This window comes from Halolamina sp. C58, from assembly GCF_051195095.1.
GTDB lineage: Archaea > Halobacteriota > Halobacteria > Halobacteriales > Haloferacaceae > Halolamina.
The window spans coordinates 63678-80404 of sequence record NZ_JBNTJY010000002.1 but is presented as its reverse complement, the minus strand read 5'-3'; the positions used below and the strand labels follow the sequence as shown (position 1 = coordinate 80404).

Annotated in this window: 17 protein-coding genes; 11 read left to right on the top strand and 6 right to left on the bottom strand. The window is 69.4% G+C overall.

The genetic code is table 11. The features are described from left to right. Positions 1-17: 17 nt before the first annotated feature. Entirely contained in the window at positions 18-260 is a 243-nt protein-coding gene (locus ACQUSM_RS10790; protein WP_435118469.1) for a hypothetical protein, read from the top strand. Here ACQUSM_RS10790 and ACQUSM_RS10785 read toward each other — a convergent pair. Further along, positions 257-1732, bottom strand: a complete 1476-nt coding sequence (locus ACQUSM_RS10785; protein ID WP_435118468.1) for a DASH family cryptochrome — start codon at positions 1730-1732, stop codon at positions 257-259. The two genes, ACQUSM_RS10790 and ACQUSM_RS10785, sit on opposite strands and share 4 nt — an antisense overlap. Positions 1733-1830: 98 nt before the next feature. On the opposite strand from ACQUSM_RS10785, the gene ACQUSM_RS10780 reads away from it, so the two are divergent. Both ACQUSM_RS10780 and ACQUSM_RS10775 read left to right on the top strand, forming a co-directional pair. Next, positions 1831-2217 (top strand): DUF5820 family protein, encoded by a 387-nt coding sequence (locus ACQUSM_RS10780; RefSeq protein WP_435118466.1) that lies wholly within the window; start codon positions 1831-1833, stop codon positions 2215-2217. Positions 2218-2262: 45 nt separating this feature from the next. Next, the gene (locus ACQUSM_RS10775) at positions 2263-2709 is read left to right on the top strand and encodes a UPF0179 family protein (RefSeq protein ID WP_435118464.1); all 447 of its coding nucleotides are present in this window, start codon (positions 2263-2265) and stop codon (positions 2707-2709) included. Positions 2710-3250: 541 nt separating this feature from the next. Here the strand turns inward: ACQUSM_RS10775 and ACQUSM_RS10770 are convergent. Both ACQUSM_RS10770 and ACQUSM_RS10765 read right to left on the bottom strand, forming a co-directional pair. Next, positions 3251-5110, bottom strand: a complete 1860-nt coding sequence (locus tag ACQUSM_RS10770) for an acetyl-CoA carboxylase biotin carboxylase subunit (protein ID WP_435118462.1) — start codon at positions 5108-5110, stop codon at positions 3251-3253. A gap of 54 nt (positions 5111-5164) precedes the next feature. After that, the gene (locus ACQUSM_RS10765) at positions 5165-5797 is read right to left on the bottom strand and encodes a MogA/MoaB family molybdenum cofactor biosynthesis protein (protein ID WP_435118460.1); all 633 of its coding nucleotides are present in this window, start codon (positions 5795-5797) and stop codon (positions 5165-5167) included. Positions 5798-5918: 121 nt separating this feature from the next. Here ACQUSM_RS10765 and ACQUSM_RS10760 point away from each other — a divergent pair, with 121 nt between their 5' ends. The 4 genes from ACQUSM_RS10760 to ACQUSM_RS10745 are packed head-to-tail and all read left to right on the top strand — an operon-like array spanning position 5919 to position 9674. Then, entirely contained in the window at positions 5919-7178 is a 1260-nt protein-coding gene (locus tag ACQUSM_RS10760; protein ID WP_435118458.1) for a poly-gamma-glutamate biosynthesis protein PgsC/CapC, read from the top strand. Then, positions 7175-8323 (top strand): capsule biosynthesis protein CapB, encoded by a 1149-nt coding sequence (locus ACQUSM_RS10755; protein ID WP_435118457.1) that lies wholly within the window; start codon positions 7175-7177, stop codon positions 8321-8323. Before ACQUSM_RS10760 ends, ACQUSM_RS10755 begins: the two co-directional genes overlap by 4 nt. A 51-nt stretch (positions 8324-8374) precedes the next feature. Further along, positions 8375-9415, top strand: a complete 1041-nt coding sequence (locus ACQUSM_RS10750; protein WP_435118456.1) for a zinc-binding dehydrogenase — start codon at positions 8375-8377, stop codon at positions 9413-9415. Beyond that, positions 9405-9674, top strand: coding sequence for a hypothetical protein (locus tag ACQUSM_RS10745; RefSeq protein WP_435118454.1), 270 nt, complete (start codon positions 9405-9407; stop codon positions 9672-9674). Before ACQUSM_RS10750 ends, ACQUSM_RS10745 begins: the two co-directional genes overlap by 11 nt. A 475-nt stretch (positions 9675-10149) precedes the next feature. Here ACQUSM_RS10745 and ACQUSM_RS10740 read toward each other — a convergent pair whose 3' ends face one another. The 3 genes from ACQUSM_RS10740 to ACQUSM_RS10730 form a co-directional block, all read right to left on the bottom strand. After that, on the bottom strand, positions 10150-10764 hold the full coding sequence (locus tag ACQUSM_RS10740; protein ID WP_435118452.1) for an NUDIX hydrolase: 615 nt from the start codon (positions 10762-10764) through the stop codon (positions 10150-10152). A 54-nt stretch (positions 10765-10818) separates the two neighbouring features. Then, positions 10819-11502 carry a type 1 glutamine amidotransferase domain-containing protein gene (locus tag ACQUSM_RS10735; RefSeq protein ID WP_435118450.1) on the bottom strand — a complete coding sequence of 228 codons (684 nt, stop codon included), beginning with the start codon at positions 11500-11502 and terminating at the stop codon, positions 10819-10821. Between the two features lie 71 nt (positions 11503-11573). Then, positions 11574-11990 (bottom strand): Lrp/AsnC family transcriptional regulator, encoded by a 417-nt coding sequence (locus ACQUSM_RS10730; protein WP_435118449.1) that lies wholly within the window; start codon positions 11988-11990, stop codon positions 11574-11576. Between the two features lie 96 nt (positions 11991-12086). On the opposite strand from ACQUSM_RS10730, the gene carA reads away from it, so the two are divergent. From carA to msrB, 4 genes are all read left to right on the top strand, one after another. Continuing rightward, complete coding sequence (gene carA, locus ACQUSM_RS10725) at positions 12087-13145, top strand: glutamine-hydrolyzing carbamoyl-phosphate synthase small subunit (protein ID WP_435118448.1); 1059 nt, start codon at positions 12087-12089, stop codon at positions 13143-13145. A gap of 87 nt (positions 13146-13232) precedes the next feature. Then, complete coding sequence (locus ACQUSM_RS10720; RefSeq protein ID WP_435118447.1) at positions 13233-15011, top strand: Rieske (2Fe-2S) protein; 1779 nt, start codon at positions 13233-13235, stop codon at positions 15009-15011. 87 nt (positions 15012-15098) lie between these two features. Next, a complete protein-coding gene (locus ACQUSM_RS10715) occupies positions 15099-15755 on the top strand; it encodes an HAD family hydrolase (protein ID WP_435118446.1) in 657 nt (218 codons plus the stop codon). 564 nt (positions 15756-16319) lie between these two features. Continuing rightward, positions 16320-16721 (top strand): peptide-methionine (R)-S-oxide reductase MsrB, encoded by a 402-nt coding sequence (gene msrB / locus ACQUSM_RS10710; RefSeq protein WP_435118445.1) that lies wholly within the window; start codon positions 16320-16322, stop codon positions 16719-16721. Positions 16722-16727: the final 6 nt, after the last annotated feature.

Genomic DNA, 16727 nt, shown 5'->3' with positions numbered 1-16727 from the left:
GACCGTCCGTGCCGACGGTGGACTCACACTCCCCGCGCCGGCTCGCCGTCGCCCTCCTCGGCCTCGTGCTGTTCGGCGTGCTGCTGTGGTGGAACCCTTCGTTTCCGGACCCGATCGCGTTCGGGATCGTCTCGATCCCGCTCGGGCTCTGCTGGTACGGCCTCTCCCGGCGGTCGCCGGTGTCGGTCGCGCTCCGAGTCGGCGCGCTGGCTGTCGCGCTCACGCTCGTCTCGTGGGCGAGGGGTGCCGGACTCCCCTAACGGAACGGCTCGTCGCTCGCTTCGAGGTCGACCATCGGCTCGGGGTAGTCCTCCCCGAGTACCACGCCGTAGGCCGCCTGCTCTTCGGGGTCCATCTTCCACGGCTCGTGAACGTAGCCGGGCGGGAGCCCCCGGAGTTCGGGGAGCCAGTGGCGGACGTACTCGCCGTCCTCGTCGTACCGTTTGGCCTGTTCCACGACATCGAAGGCGCTGTCCCGGCTGTCGTTGCCGACCCCGGCGACGTACGCCCAGTTGCCGTAGTTCGAGCAGGGGTCGTAGTCGACCAACTGCGTCTCGAAGTAGGCCGCGCCGCGGCGCCAGTCGATACGCAAGCTGTTCGCGAGGACGGAGGCGACGTTCTGCCGGCCACGGTTGCTCATAAACCCTGTCGCGTTCAGTTCGCGCACGTTGGCGTCGACGAACGGGATGCCCGTCTCCCCACGTTTCCAGCGCTCGAACTGCTCGCGAGCGGCCGGGTCGCTCCCGGGGTCGGCCCAGTCGATATCCTCGCGCTCCCTGATCCCGTTCCGGGCGAAGAACTGCCCGCCGTGCTTGGCGGTCTGGAACGCCATGAAGTCCCGCCAGCGGAGCTCGAACAGCAGCCAGTACGTCGAGTCGTTCGCGACGCGCTCGGCCTCGTAGCGGTCCACCTCCCGCTTCACGTACCGCGGGGAGAGACAGCCCGCCGCCAGCCACGGCGAGAGCTTCGAGGAGTAGTCGGCCCCGAGCAGCCCGTTTCTCGTCCGTTTGTACGCCCGGAGGTGATCTCCCTCCCAGACGTACGCCTCGAGTCGGTCGAGTCCCGCGGTCTCCCCGCCCTCGAACGCCAGCACTCCGCGGTCGTCGTACTCGGGCCGTTCGAGGCCGAGATCGTCGAGTGTCGGGAACGCGCCGTGACCGCCGTCGAGCCGGCCGAGATCCGGCGTCGGCGGCAGTTCCGGCTCGGGAAGCGGCTCCCGAACCCGACTGTCGCTCTCGACGGACTGCCGGAACGGCGTGAACGTGTCGTCGATTCCCTGCACTCCCTCGGGCAGGTCGGCGACGTGGTGGAGCGTGGACGTCCAGTGGCTCTCGGTCCGCACGCCCGCGTCCCCGAGCGCGCTCACGACGGCGCGGGCGGCCTCACGCTCCTCGGGCGCGGGGAGGGCCTGAAAGTGGACCACGTCGGCGTCGACCGCGGCGGCCACCTCGGGAACCACCTCGCCCGGCCGCCCCTCGCGGACGAGCAGCCCCGACCCTTCGTCGTCGAGCGACTCGCGGAGGTCCGCGATTGTCTCCCGCCGGAAGCGCGCGCGGTACGCGCCGGTCTTCTGGAACGCGAAGGAGCGCTGCCCGCCGTAGGCTCGTTCCCCGTACTGCCGTGGATCGACCACGAACACCGGGAGGAGTTCGTCGGCCTCGGCGGCGGCGACGAGGGCGGTGTTGTCGTGCAGGCGGGCGTCGGCCCGGACCCACCAGAGGGCGGTCTCCATGCCGGCCGTGGGGTCGGCCGCCGCTTTGCAGTTCGGGTAGCGGGCCGGGCGCTCTCCGGAGCGAGAGGCCTATCCACCTCGGCGACCCACGGCCGAGTATGGGTCTCGACGACCTCCCGGAGTCCTGGACGGTCTGGACCGAGCAGCGGGACGGCCGGATCATCCTCGCCTACCGTCCGGACGTGTTCGACGCCGACGCCTTTCCGGCGCCGTGTCTGCCGACGATCTACGTCACCAACGGCTCCCGGGCGAACCGCCCCGGCGCGGGCCAGTACGCCACTGAGGAGTGGCACGCCACGCTGTTCGCGGAGCCCGAGATCGAACTCGAAAACGAGACGCGGGACAGTCGGGCGGCGGCCGTCGACGCCGCGATCGACGTGGCTGAGCGGTTCGCGAACGGGGAGATCGACTACCGCGCGGCGTATCAGCAGCCCCGGGAGGCGTACCTCACGGAACTGGACGAACGAACCGGCCGGGAGGATTGAAACCGGGGCGAGAGCCTTAACCCCGCCGCGGAGCTACGTTCGCCCATGACCACCGTCACGCTCGTCGGCGCCCGGCTCGCCGAGCCGGGACAGGAGTTCGTCTATCAGGGGGAGGCCTCGGGCTGTGAAGGCTGTCCCTACCGGAGTCAGTGTCTCAACATCGAGGCGGGTACCCGCTACGAGGTCGTCGACGTGCGGGAGAACACGCAGATCCTCGACTGCGCGGTCCACGACGAGGGGGTGCGGGCCGTCGAGGTCGAGCCCACGTCGGTCCCCGCGAACGTCCCCTCGAAGTCAGCGTATTCGGGGAGCAAGGCGAAGCTGGCGGGTGAGTGTCCCCACTCGGACTGCCCCTCCCACCCGTTGTGTGAGCCGCTCGGGGCTGATTTCGACGAGGAGTACCAGATTCAGGAGGTCGAGGGGGAGCCGCCCCACGAGACGTGTGCGTTGGACCGGGACCTGACGCAGGTGGAGCTGGCGCCGTCTGAGTAGTTTTGCGGATTCTGCGGTAGTTCCGTCGACGGCGGCGTTTCGTTTCCAGTGATCGCTCGAGACCGTTCGAGAACTGCGACCGCGAACGTCACTCCGTAGTTCGGTGTTTCGACCGCGAACAGCGACAGCAGCTCGTTCGTTGGCACCTTGTGACCGCAACCGCGCCGCACAGTCCTCATACCTCCCCAGCCGACTCGTTCGTTCACTGCGTTCACTCACTCGTCCCTCGCGCTGGCTCGCCCACGGAGGGGCTTACGTCGCGCGCCACCGCGGCCGCGGTGCGGTGGCGGTGGACGCCTCGCGCTCGCCGACGGTCGGCGAGCGCGGGGGGAGGGGTGGGGACTCGGTGCTGTGCCGGACTCTGTGTCCGGCACCCTGCGGTCGCAAGTGGTCAGCGATCGAGATGCTGTTACCGTCGCGGTCGTCGTCCCAGTTGCCAGCGATCGAGACGCTGTCGCCGTCGCAGTAGCCGTTCCAGTCGCCAACGACTGAACCGTCCGAGAAAAGAGAAACCTCAGAACGAACGCGAAAAACGCCGACCTTACTCCAGCACGACCAGCACGTCGCCCATGTCGACGCTCTCGCCTTCCTCGACGAGCACCTGCGACACCGTGCCGCCGCGCTCGGCGTCGATGTCGTTCTCCATCTTCATCGCTTCGAGCACAGCCACGGTGTCGCCCGGCGCGACCTCGTCGCCGACCTCGACGTCGACGGAGAGCACCGTCCCCTGCATGTCGACGGCGACGGACTCGCCGCCCTCGGGCACGTCGGGCTCGCTGCCGCCCGAGCCGCCGTCGTCGCTCCCGCCGCTCCCGCCGGCGCCGGAGGGACGACTCCCGCCGCTACTGCTCGTCTCGGGCGTCGGGATCGCGGGCGCGCCCTCCTCTTCGAGTTCGACGTCGAAGCGCTTGCCGTTGACTTCGACCGTGAACTCGCGGGTGGTCGTCTCGCTCTCCTCGCCCTCCTCGCTCGTGGACTCGGTGCCCCACGTCTCGACGGCCTCCTCGATGCGGGCGTGGTCGAGCTCGTCGTCGAGATACTTCGTCGTGTGCGTGCCGTTGACGAACGCCTCGTCGTCGAGTATCATCCGGTGGAACGGCGAGATGGTGACGACGCCCTCGATGTCGTACTCGCCGAACGCCCGCTTCGAGCGGGCGAGACACTCCTCGCGGTCGCTCGCGTGGACGATCAGCTTCGCGATCATCGAGTCGTAGTCCGTCACCAGCTCGTCGCCCTCCGAGAGCGCGTCGTCGACGCGGATGCCGATCCCGTCCGGCGTGTCGTACGTGTCGAGCGTGCCGCCGCTTGCGGGCTGGAACTCCTCGTCGGCGTGCTCGGCGTTGATCCGGAACTCGATCGCGTGGCCCGAGAGGTCCACGTCGTCCTGCGAGAAGTCCAGCTCCTCGCCCGCGGCGACCCGGAGCTGCCACTTCACGATGTCGATGCCCGTGAGCTCCTCCGTGACGGTGTGTTCGACCTGAATCCGGGTGTTGACTTCGAGGAAGAAGAAGTTCGCGTCCGGCCCGAGCAGTTCGCCGGCCTCGGCGTCGCGGTCCTCCTCCTCGACGAGGAACTCGAACGTGCCGGCGTTGTAGTAGCCGGCGGCGTCGGCGCCCCGGCGGGCGGCCGCGCCGATCTCCTCGCGGAGCTCCTCGGTGAGCGCCGGGCTGGGCCCCTCCTCGATCACCTTCTGGTGGCGGCGCTGGAGCGAGCAGTCACGCTCGCCGAGGTGGCGGACGTTGCCGTGCTCGTCGGCGAGGATCTGCACCTCGATGTGGCGGGGGTTCTCGAGGTAGCGTTCGAGGTAGACGTTGGCGTTGTCGAAGTACGCCTCCCCCTCGCGTTTGGCGCTCTCGAACTGGTCTTCCGCTTCTTCGGGCCCCTCGACGATCTTCATCCCGCGGCCGCCGCCGCCGCCCTCGGCCTTGATCGCGACGGGGTAGCCGTGCTCCTCGCCGAACGCCTTCACTTCCTCGGCGCTCTCGGCGGGCTCGGTCGTCCCGGGGACGATCGGCACGTCGGCCTCCCGCATCGTCTGTCGGGCCTTGGTCTTCTCCCCGAGCTGCTCCATCGCGTCTGCGGCGGGGCCGACCCAGGTGATGTCGTCGTGAGCCTCGACCTTGCCCGCGAACTCGGCGTTCTCCGCGAGGAAGCCGTAGCCGGGGTGGATCGCGTCCGCGCCGGCCTTCTCCGCGGCCTCGATCACGGCCTCGTGGTCGAGGTAGGAGTCGGCCGCGCGGGCGGGGCCGACGTTGTACGCCTCGTCGGCGTGGCGGACGTGGCCGCCGTGTTTGTCGGCCTCGGAGTACACCGCGACGGTGTCGACGCCCAGTTCCTCGCAGGCGCGCATGACTCGCACCGCGATCTCACCGCGGTTCGCGACGAGCACCTTGTCGAACATTCTTGGAGGGGGTTCTCGCAGGGCCGACGTGATTCTGTCGGTCCGGACCGAGCGTCAGTGAGCGTGCCCGTCGGCGCCGTCCTCGCCGTGGTCGTGCCCGTCGCCGTGGTCGTCTCCCTCGTCGTCGTGTTCGTGCGGGCCGTCCTCCTCGTCTCGACTCGCCAACCCCGCGAGGTGGCCGGCGGTGGAGACGATCAGCTCCGCGCCCAGCGTAGCGGCGTTCTCGCTTCCCGGGAGACAGAACACGGGGACGCCGTCGGCGACGCCGGCGGTCGCCCGCGTCGCGACGACCATGGTGCCGATCTCCTCGGCGGAGCGCCGCCGGAACAGCTCGCCGAAGCCGGGGAGCTCCTTCGCGAGCAGCGGCTCGACGGCCTCGACGGTCACGTCGTCCGGCGTGACGCCGGTGCCGCCGGTCGTCACCACGGCGTCGGTGTCGTCGCGATCGACGAACCGCTCGACGGTGCCCTGTACCGTGTCGTAGTCGTCCGGGACCAGATCGCGGGTGGTGATCTCGTGACCGGCGCTCTTCAGGGCGTCGACGATCCGGTCGCCGGCGGGGTCTTCGTCGAGGGATCGGGAAGAGGAGACGGTGAGCACGGCGACGCCGAGGTGGTCGCGGTCGTGGTGGTGATGATCGTGCGTGCCGGGTTCGCCGTGGTCGTCGTGCGCGTGATCGTCGCCCATAGCCGACCGTCCGGGCGCGGGACACAAAACTCCGGGCGCTCGCGGTTCGCCGTGGCCCCACGGCGCCCGAACCGACCGAGAGGTCGTCCGGCTCCGTTCGGACCAATGAGCAAACGGCTTAATGCGCCTGCCCGACCATCGATCTGAGGAGTCCATGATCGCCGCGAGCGTCGTGATGATCGTCGGCCTCGGGGTCGTCGCGTTCCTCTCACAGGCGTACGGCTACCGGCTGGGCGGCGTGATGGTGGTCCCGCTGCTCGTCATCTACACGCTCCGGGAGCCGCTCTCGCTGGTCATCTTCGTGACCGGTACCGCCGCCGCGTGGGGCGTCCTCTGGGCGCTCAGGGAGTACACGCTCAACTACGGCCGGCGGCTCTTCCTGGCGGCCGTCAGCGTTGGCGCGATCGCGACGGTCGCCGTCGGCTTCGCAGTCTCCCGGCTTTTGCCGGCACAGCTTCCCTTCGAGAACGCCGAGGTGATCGCCAGCATCTTCCCGGGCGTCACCGCGTACAACCTGATGCGGATCGAGCCCGAGAACCGCCGCGCCGACCTCCTCGCGATGGCCGGCTGCTACGCGGCGCTCGTCGCCGTCGGGACGCTCTCGCTGGCGCTGCTCGCGCGCGTCGGACCGCCGACGCCGCCCGTGCTGGCGTTGCCGACCAGCGACTTCGTCGGCTGGATCGGGATCGAGCCCCGCGGGACGGCTCTCGCGACGGTCACCCCGAGCTGGCTCTCGATCTCGCTGCTCCTCGTCGACGTCGCGATCTACGAGGGGTTCCGGAAACGGTACGACCTCCGCCTCGCGGGGATCATCATCATCCCGCTGCTGGCCGTGTTCAGCGTCCGGTACGGCCCCGCGATCGCCGTGTTCTCGATCGGCGCGACCGCGGTGTTCTTCCTCGTCTCCTACGTCCACTGGGTGACGCTCCTGTACGGGCGAGTGCTCCTCGCGCTCTCGCTCGGGCTGGGCGTCCTCTACGCGCTCGCGATCGGCGTGCTCCGCCCCGTCTCCGCCCCCGGGATCACGCTGTTTTTCATCGGCCTGTTCGTCGGCATCGGCGCGTACAACCTCCACCGCGTCACGCCGACGAACCGCCGCGCCCACATCCGAATCTCCGCCGCCCTGTTCGCGATCTTCTACGCCACCATCTACGCCTTCGTCGACGTCCCAGCGACGGGGCTGATCTCCGACGGCCCCGTCCCGTACGCTCTCGTCGGGATCGTCGTCGTCGGGCTCGCAGCCGTCGAACTCCGCCGGCTCGAAGCGTCGATCCCCGACGCGGCGGCGTTCGCCCGCGAGTCGGTGTTCGCGAACGTCTCGGTCGACGGCGCGGACATCGACGACTCGCCGCTGGTCGCGGAGACGGAGGAGGAGCGATGAGCGACCGACACCCACTCTCGCGGCTCCGGGAGTCGGTCGCCGACTCGATCCGTGCCGTCCGACACGTCGCGGACCGCGGACGATCACACTACGAGCGGGTCGAGCGGACGCCGATCCGCGTGACCGTCTCCGGCGTTCGGGGGAAGTCGACGGTCGTCCGCTGGCTCAACGAGCTGCTCGTCGACCGCGGGTTCGAGACGTACGCCAAGGTCACCGGCGACCGCTCGTTTTCCTACCACAACCGCGAGCGCGAGGAGATCGCTCGAAGCGGGCCGACCCGGCTGTACGAGAACGAACGGGAGCTCCGGAGGTACGCCCCCGTCGACGCCGTCGTCGCCGAGAATCAGGGGATCCGCGAGTACACGACGCGGCTCGCGAACGAGCTGTTCGACCCGCAGGTCGTCGTCATCCTCAACGTCCGCCGGGACCACCAGTCGACGCTCGGCGCGGAGCTCACCGACATCGCCCGCGTGTTCGCTCGGACGGTTCCGGAAGACGCCCACGTGATCAGCGCCGACCGCAACGACGCGATCAACGACTACCTCCGGCGGGAGTTCGAGAAGACGGGGAACGCGTTCACCGTCGCCGAGCCGCGGTCGGGCTCTCCCATGGAGGACGTGCTCGGCGCGCGGTCGGCGTTCGCCGTCGACGAGGTGCTGCGCACGCTCGACCTCGACCCGCTGTCGCCGGCCCGGATCGAGTCCTACGTCGACGAGCTCCGGGCGGAGTGGGGCTGGCGGCGGCTCGCGGGGGGCGGGCTCGTCGCGAACGGGGCGATGATGAACGACATCGAGTCGACCGAGCTCCTCCGGCAGTTCCTCGTCGACCGCCTCGCGGAGCCGACGATCACGCCGTTCGTCTACACGCGCCGCGACCGGGCCGGCCGGACCGCGGCGTTCGTCCACTACCTCACGTGGCTCGCCGAGCACGACCTCGTCGGGCGGGTCCACGTCGCGGGCTCGCACGCCCGGCTGCTGGAGCGGCGCGTCGACGCCGATTTCGTCCACCACGACGAGTCCATGCCGGCGGATCGCGTGCTCGATCGCTGCCTCGACGACGGCTACCCGGTGTATCTGATGGGCAACACGGTCGCGACGTTCATGCGGGAGCTCACCGCGGCGATCGACCGCCGGGCGGTCGAGTGAGCGGCCCGCCGCCCCGACCAGTTATGTCGCCCGGCCGTCAACCATCCACGCATGAAGTCCGTCCAGTTCCACGGCCACGGCGGCCACGACGTGATCCAGTACGACGAAACCCCCGACCCGACGCCCGGCCCCGACGAGGTCAAGATCGACGTGAAGGCCGCGGCGCTGAACCACCTCGACGTGTGGACGCGGCGGGGGATGCCCGGCGTCGATCTGGAGATGCCCCACACGCCCGGCAGCGACGCGGCGGGCGTCGTCGTCGAGGTCGGGGAGAACGTCGAGCGGTTCGAGCAGAACGACCGCGTGGCGGTGTCGGCGGGCGTCGCCTGCGGTCGCTGTGAGTTCTGCCGCGACGGCGAGGAATCGATGTGCGTGCGCTACCAGATCATCGGCGAGCACCGCCCCGGCGTCCACGCCGAACAGGCCGTCGTCCCGGCGGACAACCTCGTTCCCGTCCCGGAGGGCGTCGACTGGGCGGTCGCGGGCTCGGCGTCGCTCGTGTTCCAGACCGCGTGGCGGATGCTCGTGACGCGGGCGGAGCTCTCGCCGACGGACTCGGTGCTCGTGCTCGGCGCCTCCGGCGGCGTCGGCCACGCGGCGGTCCAGATCGCCGACCACGTCGGCGGCGAGGTGTACGCCACCGCCTCCAGCGAGGAGAAGCTGGGCTACGCCGCGGACTGCGGCGCCGACCACGTCATCGACTACACGGAGAAGAACTACGCCGAGCGAATCCGGGACTTGACGGGCAAGCGCGGCGTCGACGTGGTGGTCGATCACGTCGCCGGCGAGTCGTGGTCGGACTCGCTGGCCTCGCTGGCGAAAGGCGGGAAGCTGGTGACCTGCGGCGCGACCGCGGGCGGGCAGCCCCACACCGACGTGAACCGCATCTTCTGGAACCAGCTCTCCGTACTGGGGTCGACGATGGCCACCCCCGGCGAGGCCGACGACGCGCTCTCGCTCGTCTGGGACGGGACGTTCGAGCCCCGGATCCGGGAGGTGGTGCCGATGTCCGAGGCCGCCCGCGGCCACGAGATGCTGGAGAACCGGGAGGGCTTTGGGAAGGTGGTGCTAAAGCCCGACAGTGAGCTCTGAGGACGACGGGTACACGCACACGCCCGGCGGCGTCGAGGGTGGCACGGACGACGCCGACGGCGAGAGTGAGCAGGGCGGCCCCAGCGGCACGCTGCTCGTCGCCGTCGTCGCGCTGGCGACGCTGGTGATTCCCGGGATCATCTACGTCTACCCGACGCTGTTGGCGGATCACGTCCCGTTCATGGTGGCGATGCTGGCGCTGCCGTTCGTCCCGGCGCTGCTTTTGGGTGTCGTGGGTGTCTGGGCGATGAAGGAGTAGATTCGGCCGTTTTTCGTCGGGTTTCGGGATCGGTCTGATCGTCGACTACTGGACTGGGACGGTGGCAGCAACCGCGACGGCAACCGGAACCGCGACAGCAACAGCATCTCCATGCCTGACTACTTGTGACCGCAGTGCGCCGGACACAGGGTCCGGCGCAGCGCCGAGTCCCCACCCCTCCCCCCGCGATCGGCGGCGATCGCCGATCGCGAGGCGTCCACCGCCACCGCACCGCTGCGGCGGTCGGCGCGAAGCGCACGCGGCCTCGTGCCGCGTGTCAGCGCGAGGGACGACCGACTGAGCGAAGCGAAGGAGGGAGTCGGCTGGGGAGGTCTGTGGGCGGTGCGGGGCGGTGCGGTCGCAAGTGGCCAACGATCGAGATGCCCTTGCTGTTCGTGGTCGCTGATCGAGTTGCTGTTCGCGGTGGCTGTCCAACCACCGCCGAAAGAATTCGGTCTGCGGTTCGTACCCCCGCTTACCGCTCGAAGCCGACACGACCGTCCGCAACCGTCTCGCCCTCCTGATCCCGGCGCATCGCGATCTCGAACCACGGACACAGCCGCAGTTGGCGGTACCACTCGGGGTTCTCGTACAGCAGGTCGTAGTCCGCCCAGAGCAGCCCCTCGATCTCCTCGGTGTCCGGATCGAGCGTGATGTCCTGCAGCGTCACCTGCAGCACGGCACAGACCTCCCACTCCAGCCCCTCGCGCTCGTAGCGCCGCTTGTACTCGAAGCGGTCGGTCACTTCGAGATCGTCGTACTGGTCCGGCGTGACGCCGAGTTCCTCCTCCAGTCGCTGCTTGGTGGCCTCGATCTGGCTCTGTCCCTTGACGGGGTGGGAAGCGACCGTCCCGTCCCAGTGGGTGTCCCAGAGGCGCTTGTTCGCGGCGCGCTGGGCGAGGAGGATCCGCCCCTCCTCGTCGAACACCAGCGCGGTGAACGCGCGGTGGCGCTGCCCCTCGCCGGTGTGGGCGTCGAGGCGGTTCGCGAGCCCGGTCGGTTCGTCGTCGCCGTCGACGGCGATCACGTCCTGCGCTGCGTTGGGGTGGGGCTCGGTGCCCCCGCCCGCGTCGGCGTTCTCGGTGCTCATACGGGGGTCATTGGCCACCGGGGGTAAGGTCGCTTCGATGCCGAACGAGTCCGATCAGGCCTCGACGCCCAGCTCCTCGAGCAGCGTCAGCGCCGCTTCGTGGGAGGAGCCCGGGCCCCGAGCCGTGACCAGATCGCCGTCGACGGTCACCGACGTGTCCGCGTCGAGTTCGGCGTCCCAGTTCGCACCGACGGTCTTCACCTCGTCCTCGACCCAGTAGGGCAGCTTCCGCCCCTCGAAGAGGTCGTTCTCGTCGACGATCCCCTCCTCCCACGCGTTGGGGAACCCCGTCACGTCACGACCCGCGGCGAGGAACTCGCCGTCGCTGTCGCGGGTGAACGCGAGGATGCCGACCGCGTGGCAGACGACCAGCGCTTTGCCGTCTTCCCCCTCGACGGCCGTCCGGAGCGCGGCGCGGGCGTGTTTGTCCTGATTGATGTCCCACTCGGTGCCGTGGCCGCCGGGGAACACCACCGCGTCGTAGCTGCCCGGCTCGGCCTCGGCCACCGCGAGCGGGTCGTTCAGCCGTTCGTCGGTCTCGTGGATCTCGCGGAGGCGGTCGGCCTCCTCCTCGCCGATGTCCTCGGGATCGAGCGAGCGCTCGTCGACGACCGGCGGCTCGCCCGTCGGCGTCGCGACGGTCACGTCGACGCCGGCGTCGTCCAGTGTGGTGAGCGGGTCGATACACTCCTCGGCCCAGTAGCCTTCCTCGCTGACGATGAACAGCGCGTCGGTCATGCACTCGACAGTCGGGGACTCGGAGGGAAAAACGCTCCCGCCGTGGCACGCGATCCGCCCGCCGGAGCGCTTTAGGTGCCGAGCCGCTCGTCGAGGATCAGCCGGGTGGTGCTCTCCTCGACCTCCTCCTGCTCGCGGGCCCGCGAGATGAGCTCGTTCACCGCGCGGGTGTCGACGCAGTCGACGATCAGCACGATGTCGTCCTCGCCGGAGACCTGCCAGACGAAGTCCACCTCGTCCCACTCCGCCAGCCGCTTCCCCACCTCGTCGGTGTTTACGTCCATCGCGACCGAGATCTCGATCATCGCCTTCACGTTTCCGGTTCGGGTGGTGACGGTGAACCGTTCGATCACGCCGTCGTCGACCATCCCCTCGACGCGGTTCCGCACCGTCCCCTCGCTGGTCCCCACCCGTTCGGCGATCTCGGTGTAGGGCGTCCGGGCGTCCCGCCGGAGGATGTTCAGGATCTCCCGATCGAGTTCGTCCATACAGTCCTCTGGGACGCCCCCGTCATACCGATTACGAATTTCGTAGGAAACCTTCGAACGACACAGTTATACGCGACGATGAGTACGTATCTCGTAATGAGCGCGTACATCGCGCTGGCCGACGGTCGTGTCGTGGAGGGACGCTCGCGTGCCCCCGGCACGGGCCGGGGCGAGCTAGTGTTCACGACCGCCTACACCGGCTACGAGGAGAGTCTGACCGACCCCTCCTACGCCGAGCAGGCGCTGACGTTCTCCTACCCGCTGATCGGGAACTACGGCGTCCGGGAGGAGCGCTTCGAGTCCGACTCGGTCCAGCCCCGAGTCGCCGTCGCCCACGAGTTCACCGAGGACGTGGCCGACTGGCTCGAGCGCGAGGGGGTTCCGGCGATCGACGCCGTCGACACGCGGGATCTCGTCACCTCGATCCGCGAGCAGGGGGCGATGCGGTGTGGCGTCGCCGCCGGCCCCGACGCGACGCCCGAGCAGGCCAAAGCACAGCTGGAGCAGTGCGTCGAGATGAGCGAGCACACCGACATCGGCGCGCAGGTCAGTGTCGACGAACCGCAGGTGTACGAGGGCAGCGGGCTCACCGTCGCGCTGCTGGACTGCGGCGCGAAGCGGTCGATCGTCGACTCGCTGACCGCCCGGAACGCCGAGGTGCACGTGCTGCCGTACGACTCGACGCCGGAGCAGGTGGCCGCCGTCGAGCCGGACCTCGTGTTCGTCTCGAACGGGCCGGGCGACCCGGCGAACTTCGAGGCCGCCGGCGCGGTCGTCGACGAGTTCGCGGGCGAGCTCCCGATCGCGGGCATCTGCCTAGGCCAGCAGGTCGTCGCCCGCTCGCTGGGCGGTGAGACCGAGAAGATGGAGTTCGGCCACCGCGGCCTGAACCAGCCGGTCCGTGACCTCGACACCGACCGCGTGATCATGACGACCCAGAACCACGGCTACAGCGTCGCGGACCCGGGCGAGCTCGCGGTCACGCAGGTCAACGTCAACGACGGCACCGCCGAGGGGCTGGAGGGCGTCGGGATCGACGTGCTCACGCGTCAGTACCACCCCGAGGCCAACCCCGGCCCCCACGACTCGCTCGACTTCTTCGACGACGTGCTCGAGATGGCCGAGAACCACGCGCCAGCGATGGCCTCCGACTGAGCCGCCGGCGATCCCGTCCTCGTCGAAGCGACGCGGTGAAACGTTCTTCAGGATACGCTTTAGTGACTCTCGGCCCCATCCGTGGGTATGGATGCCACAGTCCCCGACGGCTTCGTCGAAGTCGCCGACGAATCGACGCTCCGCGAGGAGGGCAGGACGGTCGCGAGCGCCGACGGCACGCCCGTCGTCGTATTCCACCACGAGGGCGAGTTCCGAGCGGTCAACAACCGCTGTCCGCACATGGGCTTTCCCCTCTCGGAGGGCAGCGTCGACGAGGGCGTACTCACCTGCGAGTGGCACCACGCGCGGTTCGAACTCTCCTGTGGGGACACGTTCGACCCGTGGGCCGACGACGTGGAGAGCTACCCCGTCGAAGTCGTCGACGGCACGGTGTACGTCGATCCCGACCCCCAGCGCGACGAGCCGCCGGCGGTCCACTGGGCCGAGCGACTGGAGGACGGGCTGGAGCAGAACCTCCGGCTCGTGCTCGCCAAATCCGCGATCGGTCTCCAGCGCGCCGGCGTCGACCCCGTGGAGCCGTTCGAGACGGCCGTCGTCTTCGGCACCAAGTACCGCGAGGGCGGCTGGAGCTCCGGGCTGACGATCCTGACGGCGCTGCAGAACCGGCTGCCCGACCTCGACGCCGCGGACCGGGAGCGCGCGCTCTATCAGGGCCTCGTACAGGTCGCGAGCGACTGTGCCGACCAGCCGCCGAAGTTCGATCAGGAGGCGTTCGAGGCGACGGACGTGCCGTTCTCCCGGCTGAAGGCGTGGTTCCGGGAGAACGTCGAGGTGCGTGACGCCGACGGCGCCGAGCGCGTGCTCCGGACCGCGGTGGCCGCCGACTGCACGCCCGAGCAGCTGACCGAGATGCTCACGGCGGCGGCGACGGACCACCGCTACCTCGACACCGGCCACCGGTTCGACCACCTGAACAAGGCCACGGAGGCGCTCGACCATATCGGCTGGGACCACCCCGAGACGGCGGACGTGCTCGCGTCGCTGGTGCGCGGCCTCGCGATGGCGGAACGCAGCGAGGAGCTCTCCTCGTGGCGCCAGCCCGACGATCTCGCGGGCCGCAGCGCCGAGTCGTTCGACCGACTGGACGAGATGGTCGCCGAAGGAGAGGGGACGGAGTGGACCGAGCCCGACGACTTCACCGACCGCCTCCACAGCGAGGAGCCCGAAGACGTGTACGCGGCGCTGGACGACGCGATCCGCGGCGGCGCGACCGTCGAGCAGTTGGCCAGCGCGGTGGCGTTCGCGGCGGGCAAACGCGTCGCGCAGTTCTCGACGGCCAACGAGTTCAACGACTGGAACACGGTGCACCACACGTTCACGTACGCGAACGCGGTCCACCGCGCGGCCCAGCGCGCGCCAACGACCGAACTGTACCGCGGAGTGTACGACGCGGCGACGAACGTCTACCTCGACCGCTTCCTCAACACGCCGCCGGCGCCCGAGCCCTCGATCGACGAGAGCGCCGACCCGGACGCGGCGATTCGAGAACTCCTGCACTGCTTCGAGATGGAGGGCGAGGTGAACGCCGCCGGCGCCCACGCCGCGAACTTCCTCGACGCCGGCGGCGACCCCGAGCGGCTGAAGGCCGAACTCGGGGGCGCGCTGCTGCGGGAGGACACTGGGTTCCACACGTTTCAGGCGCTCGAAGCCGGCCTGCGGCAGTTCGACCGCCGGGACGACCCCGCGGAGCGGCGCGTGCTCGCGACGGCGGTCGCGCGCTACCTCGCGGCGCACTACCCGACCCGGCGCGAGCGCGAGCAGACGTACTCGATCGCGTCGCGGCTCCACGAAGGGGAGCGAATCCACGAGGCGAGCGACGGGGCGGCGGGGACCGCCGACGACTGAGCGCCGCCGGGCAACCGCGGCGGTGACCGACTGCCCGCCTGTTTCGGCCCACACAAGCTTTTTCACCGCCGTTCACGTCTGATACGTATGAGCTACGACGCGGTCGTGTTCGACAACGACGGCGTTCTGGTGGACACCACCGACTACGACGTGCTGCAGGAGGCCGCCTGGCGTGCGTTCGAGGAGGCCGGGGTCGACGACCCCGATCCCGAGCACGTCGAGGAGGTCGTCGTCGGTGTGACGCCGGAGTCGCTGTCGGAAGTCTGCGAGCGGTACGGTCTCTCTGTCGAGGAGTTCTGGCGAGTGCGGGATCGCGCGTCCCACGAGGCCCAGCGCGAGCACGTCCACGCCGGCGGGAAGCAGCTGTTCGACGACGTGTCGACGCTGTCGGATCTGGATCTCCCGATGGGCGTGGTGAGTTCGAACCAGCAGGAGACGGTGGATTTCCTGCTCGACCACTACGGGGTGTCGGGACTGTTCGACACCGCCTACGGCCGGCAGCCGACGATCTCGGACCTGCGCCGGAAGAAGCCCGACCCACATTTCCTGGAGAAGGCGCTGTCGGATCTGGACGCCGAGGACGCGCTGTACGTCGGCGACCGGGAGAGCGACATCACCGCGGCGGTCAACGCCGGCGTCGAGTCGGCGTTCATCCGTCGGCCGCATCGCGAGCACCACGAGCTATCGGTGCAGCCGGACCACGAGGTGGCGGATCTGCACGACGTGCGGGCGCTCTGTCGGTAGTTCCTCACGGACGTTCGGTTTTCCGGGAGCGTCGACGAAGGAGCGGCTGGTGTAGGTTTGGTGGATAGTCGTGGTAGTGAACGACCTGTCACGTACGGGAACAGCGACCGCGACTGCGTTCGAGACGGGAACAGCGACTGCGACAGCATCTCGGTGCTAGACCACTTGTGACCGCACCGCGCCGCAGCCTCAGACCTCCCCAGCCGACTCGTTCGCTCCTTACAGTCGCTCACTCGTCCCTCGCGCTTCGCGCCAACCGCAGCAGCGGTGCGGTCGCGGTGGACGCGAGGGCTCGCCACCGGTCGGCGAGCCCGTGGGGAGGAGGCGCGGCCGACTGACAGGAGGCCGCGGGATACCGAGCGGGGAACGGAGTGACCCGCGAGGATGCGGGGAAGACCATCGCGGTGCGGTTGCGGTACAAGTGGCCAGGCGTCGAGATGCTGTTGCTGTCGCGGGAGCCGACTACCGTCGCAGTCGCAACAGCCACGTCCCGTCAAGCACCGACGAACCACTCACCAACTAAATCGGCGGAAACGTTAGACCCGTCCACCCCCAACACCACCCATGAGCGAGCCGGACACCAAACCGAACAGATCCGACGAGGAGTGGCGCGAACAGCTCACCGAGGAGGAGTACGAGATCCTCCGCGAGCGCGGCACCGAGGCCCGATTCAGCGGCGAGCACGTGAACCGCGACGACGACGGCGTCTACCGCTGTAAAGGCTGTGGGGAGATCCTCTTCGACTCCGAGACGAAGTACGACTCCGGCTGCGGCTGGCCCAGCTTCTACGCCGCCGAGAACGACGCCGTCGAGACCCGCGAGGACACCCGCCACGGGATGACCCGCACCGAGGTCGTCTGCGCCAACTGCGAGGGGCACCTGGGCCACGTGTTCAGCGACGGTCCCGAGCCGACCGGCAAGCGGTTCTGCATCAACTCGGTCGCGCTGAAGTTCGAGGACGAGTAGCGCCAC

Coding starts and splice junctions, on each gene's coding strand:
- ACQUSM_RS10720 (WP_435118447.1), top strand. CDS start 13,233: ATGGATGCCACAGTCCCCGACGGCTTCGTCGAAGTCGCCGACGAATCG.
- ACQUSM_RS10785 (WP_435118468.1), bottom strand. CDS start 1,732: ATGGAGACCGCCCTCTGGTGGGTCCGGGCCGACGCCCGCCTGCACGAC.
- ACQUSM_RS10770 (WP_435118462.1), bottom strand. CDS start 5,110: ATGTTCGACAAGGTGCTCGTCGCGAACCGCGGTGAGATCGCGGTGCGA.
- ACQUSM_RS10780 (WP_435118466.1), top strand. CDS start 1,831: ATGGGTCTCGACGACCTCCCGGAGTCCTGGACGGTCTGGACCGAGCAG.
- ACQUSM_RS10765 (WP_435118460.1), bottom strand. CDS start 5,797: ATGGGCGACGATCACGCGCACGACGACCACGGCGAACCCGGCACGCAC.
- carA (WP_435118448.1), top strand. CDS start 12,087: ATGAGCGCGTACATCGCGCTGGCCGACGGTCGTGTCGTGGAGGGACGC.
- ACQUSM_RS10735 (WP_435118450.1), bottom strand. CDS start 11,502: ATGACCGACGCGCTGTTCATCGTCAGCGAGGAAGGCTACTGGGCCGAG.
- ACQUSM_RS10715 (WP_435118446.1), top strand. CDS start 15,099: ATGAGCTACGACGCGGTCGTGTTCGACAACGACGGCGTTCTGGTGGAC.
- ACQUSM_RS10750 (WP_435118456.1), top strand. CDS start 8,375: ATGAAGTCCGTCCAGTTCCACGGCCACGGCGGCCACGACGTGATCCAG.
- ACQUSM_RS10755 (WP_435118457.1), top strand. CDS start 7,175: ATGAGCGACCGACACCCACTCTCGCGGCTCCGGGAGTCGGTCGCCGAC.
- msrB (WP_435118445.1), top strand. CDS start 16,320: ATGAGCGAGCCGGACACCAAACCGAACAGATCCGACGAGGAGTGGCGC.
- ACQUSM_RS10740 (WP_435118452.1), bottom strand. CDS start 10,764: ATGAGCACCGAGAACGCCGACGCGGGCGGGGGCACCGAGCCCCACCCC.
- ACQUSM_RS10730 (WP_435118449.1), bottom strand. CDS start 11,990: ATGGACGAACTCGATCGGGAGATCCTGAACATCCTCCGGCGGGACGCC.
- ACQUSM_RS10760 (WP_435118458.1), top strand. CDS start 5,919: ATGCGCCTGCCCGACCATCGATCTGAGGAGTCCATGATCGCCGCGAGC.
- ACQUSM_RS10775 (WP_435118464.1), top strand. CDS start 2,263: ATGACCACCGTCACGCTCGTCGGCGCCCGGCTCGCCGAGCCGGGACAG.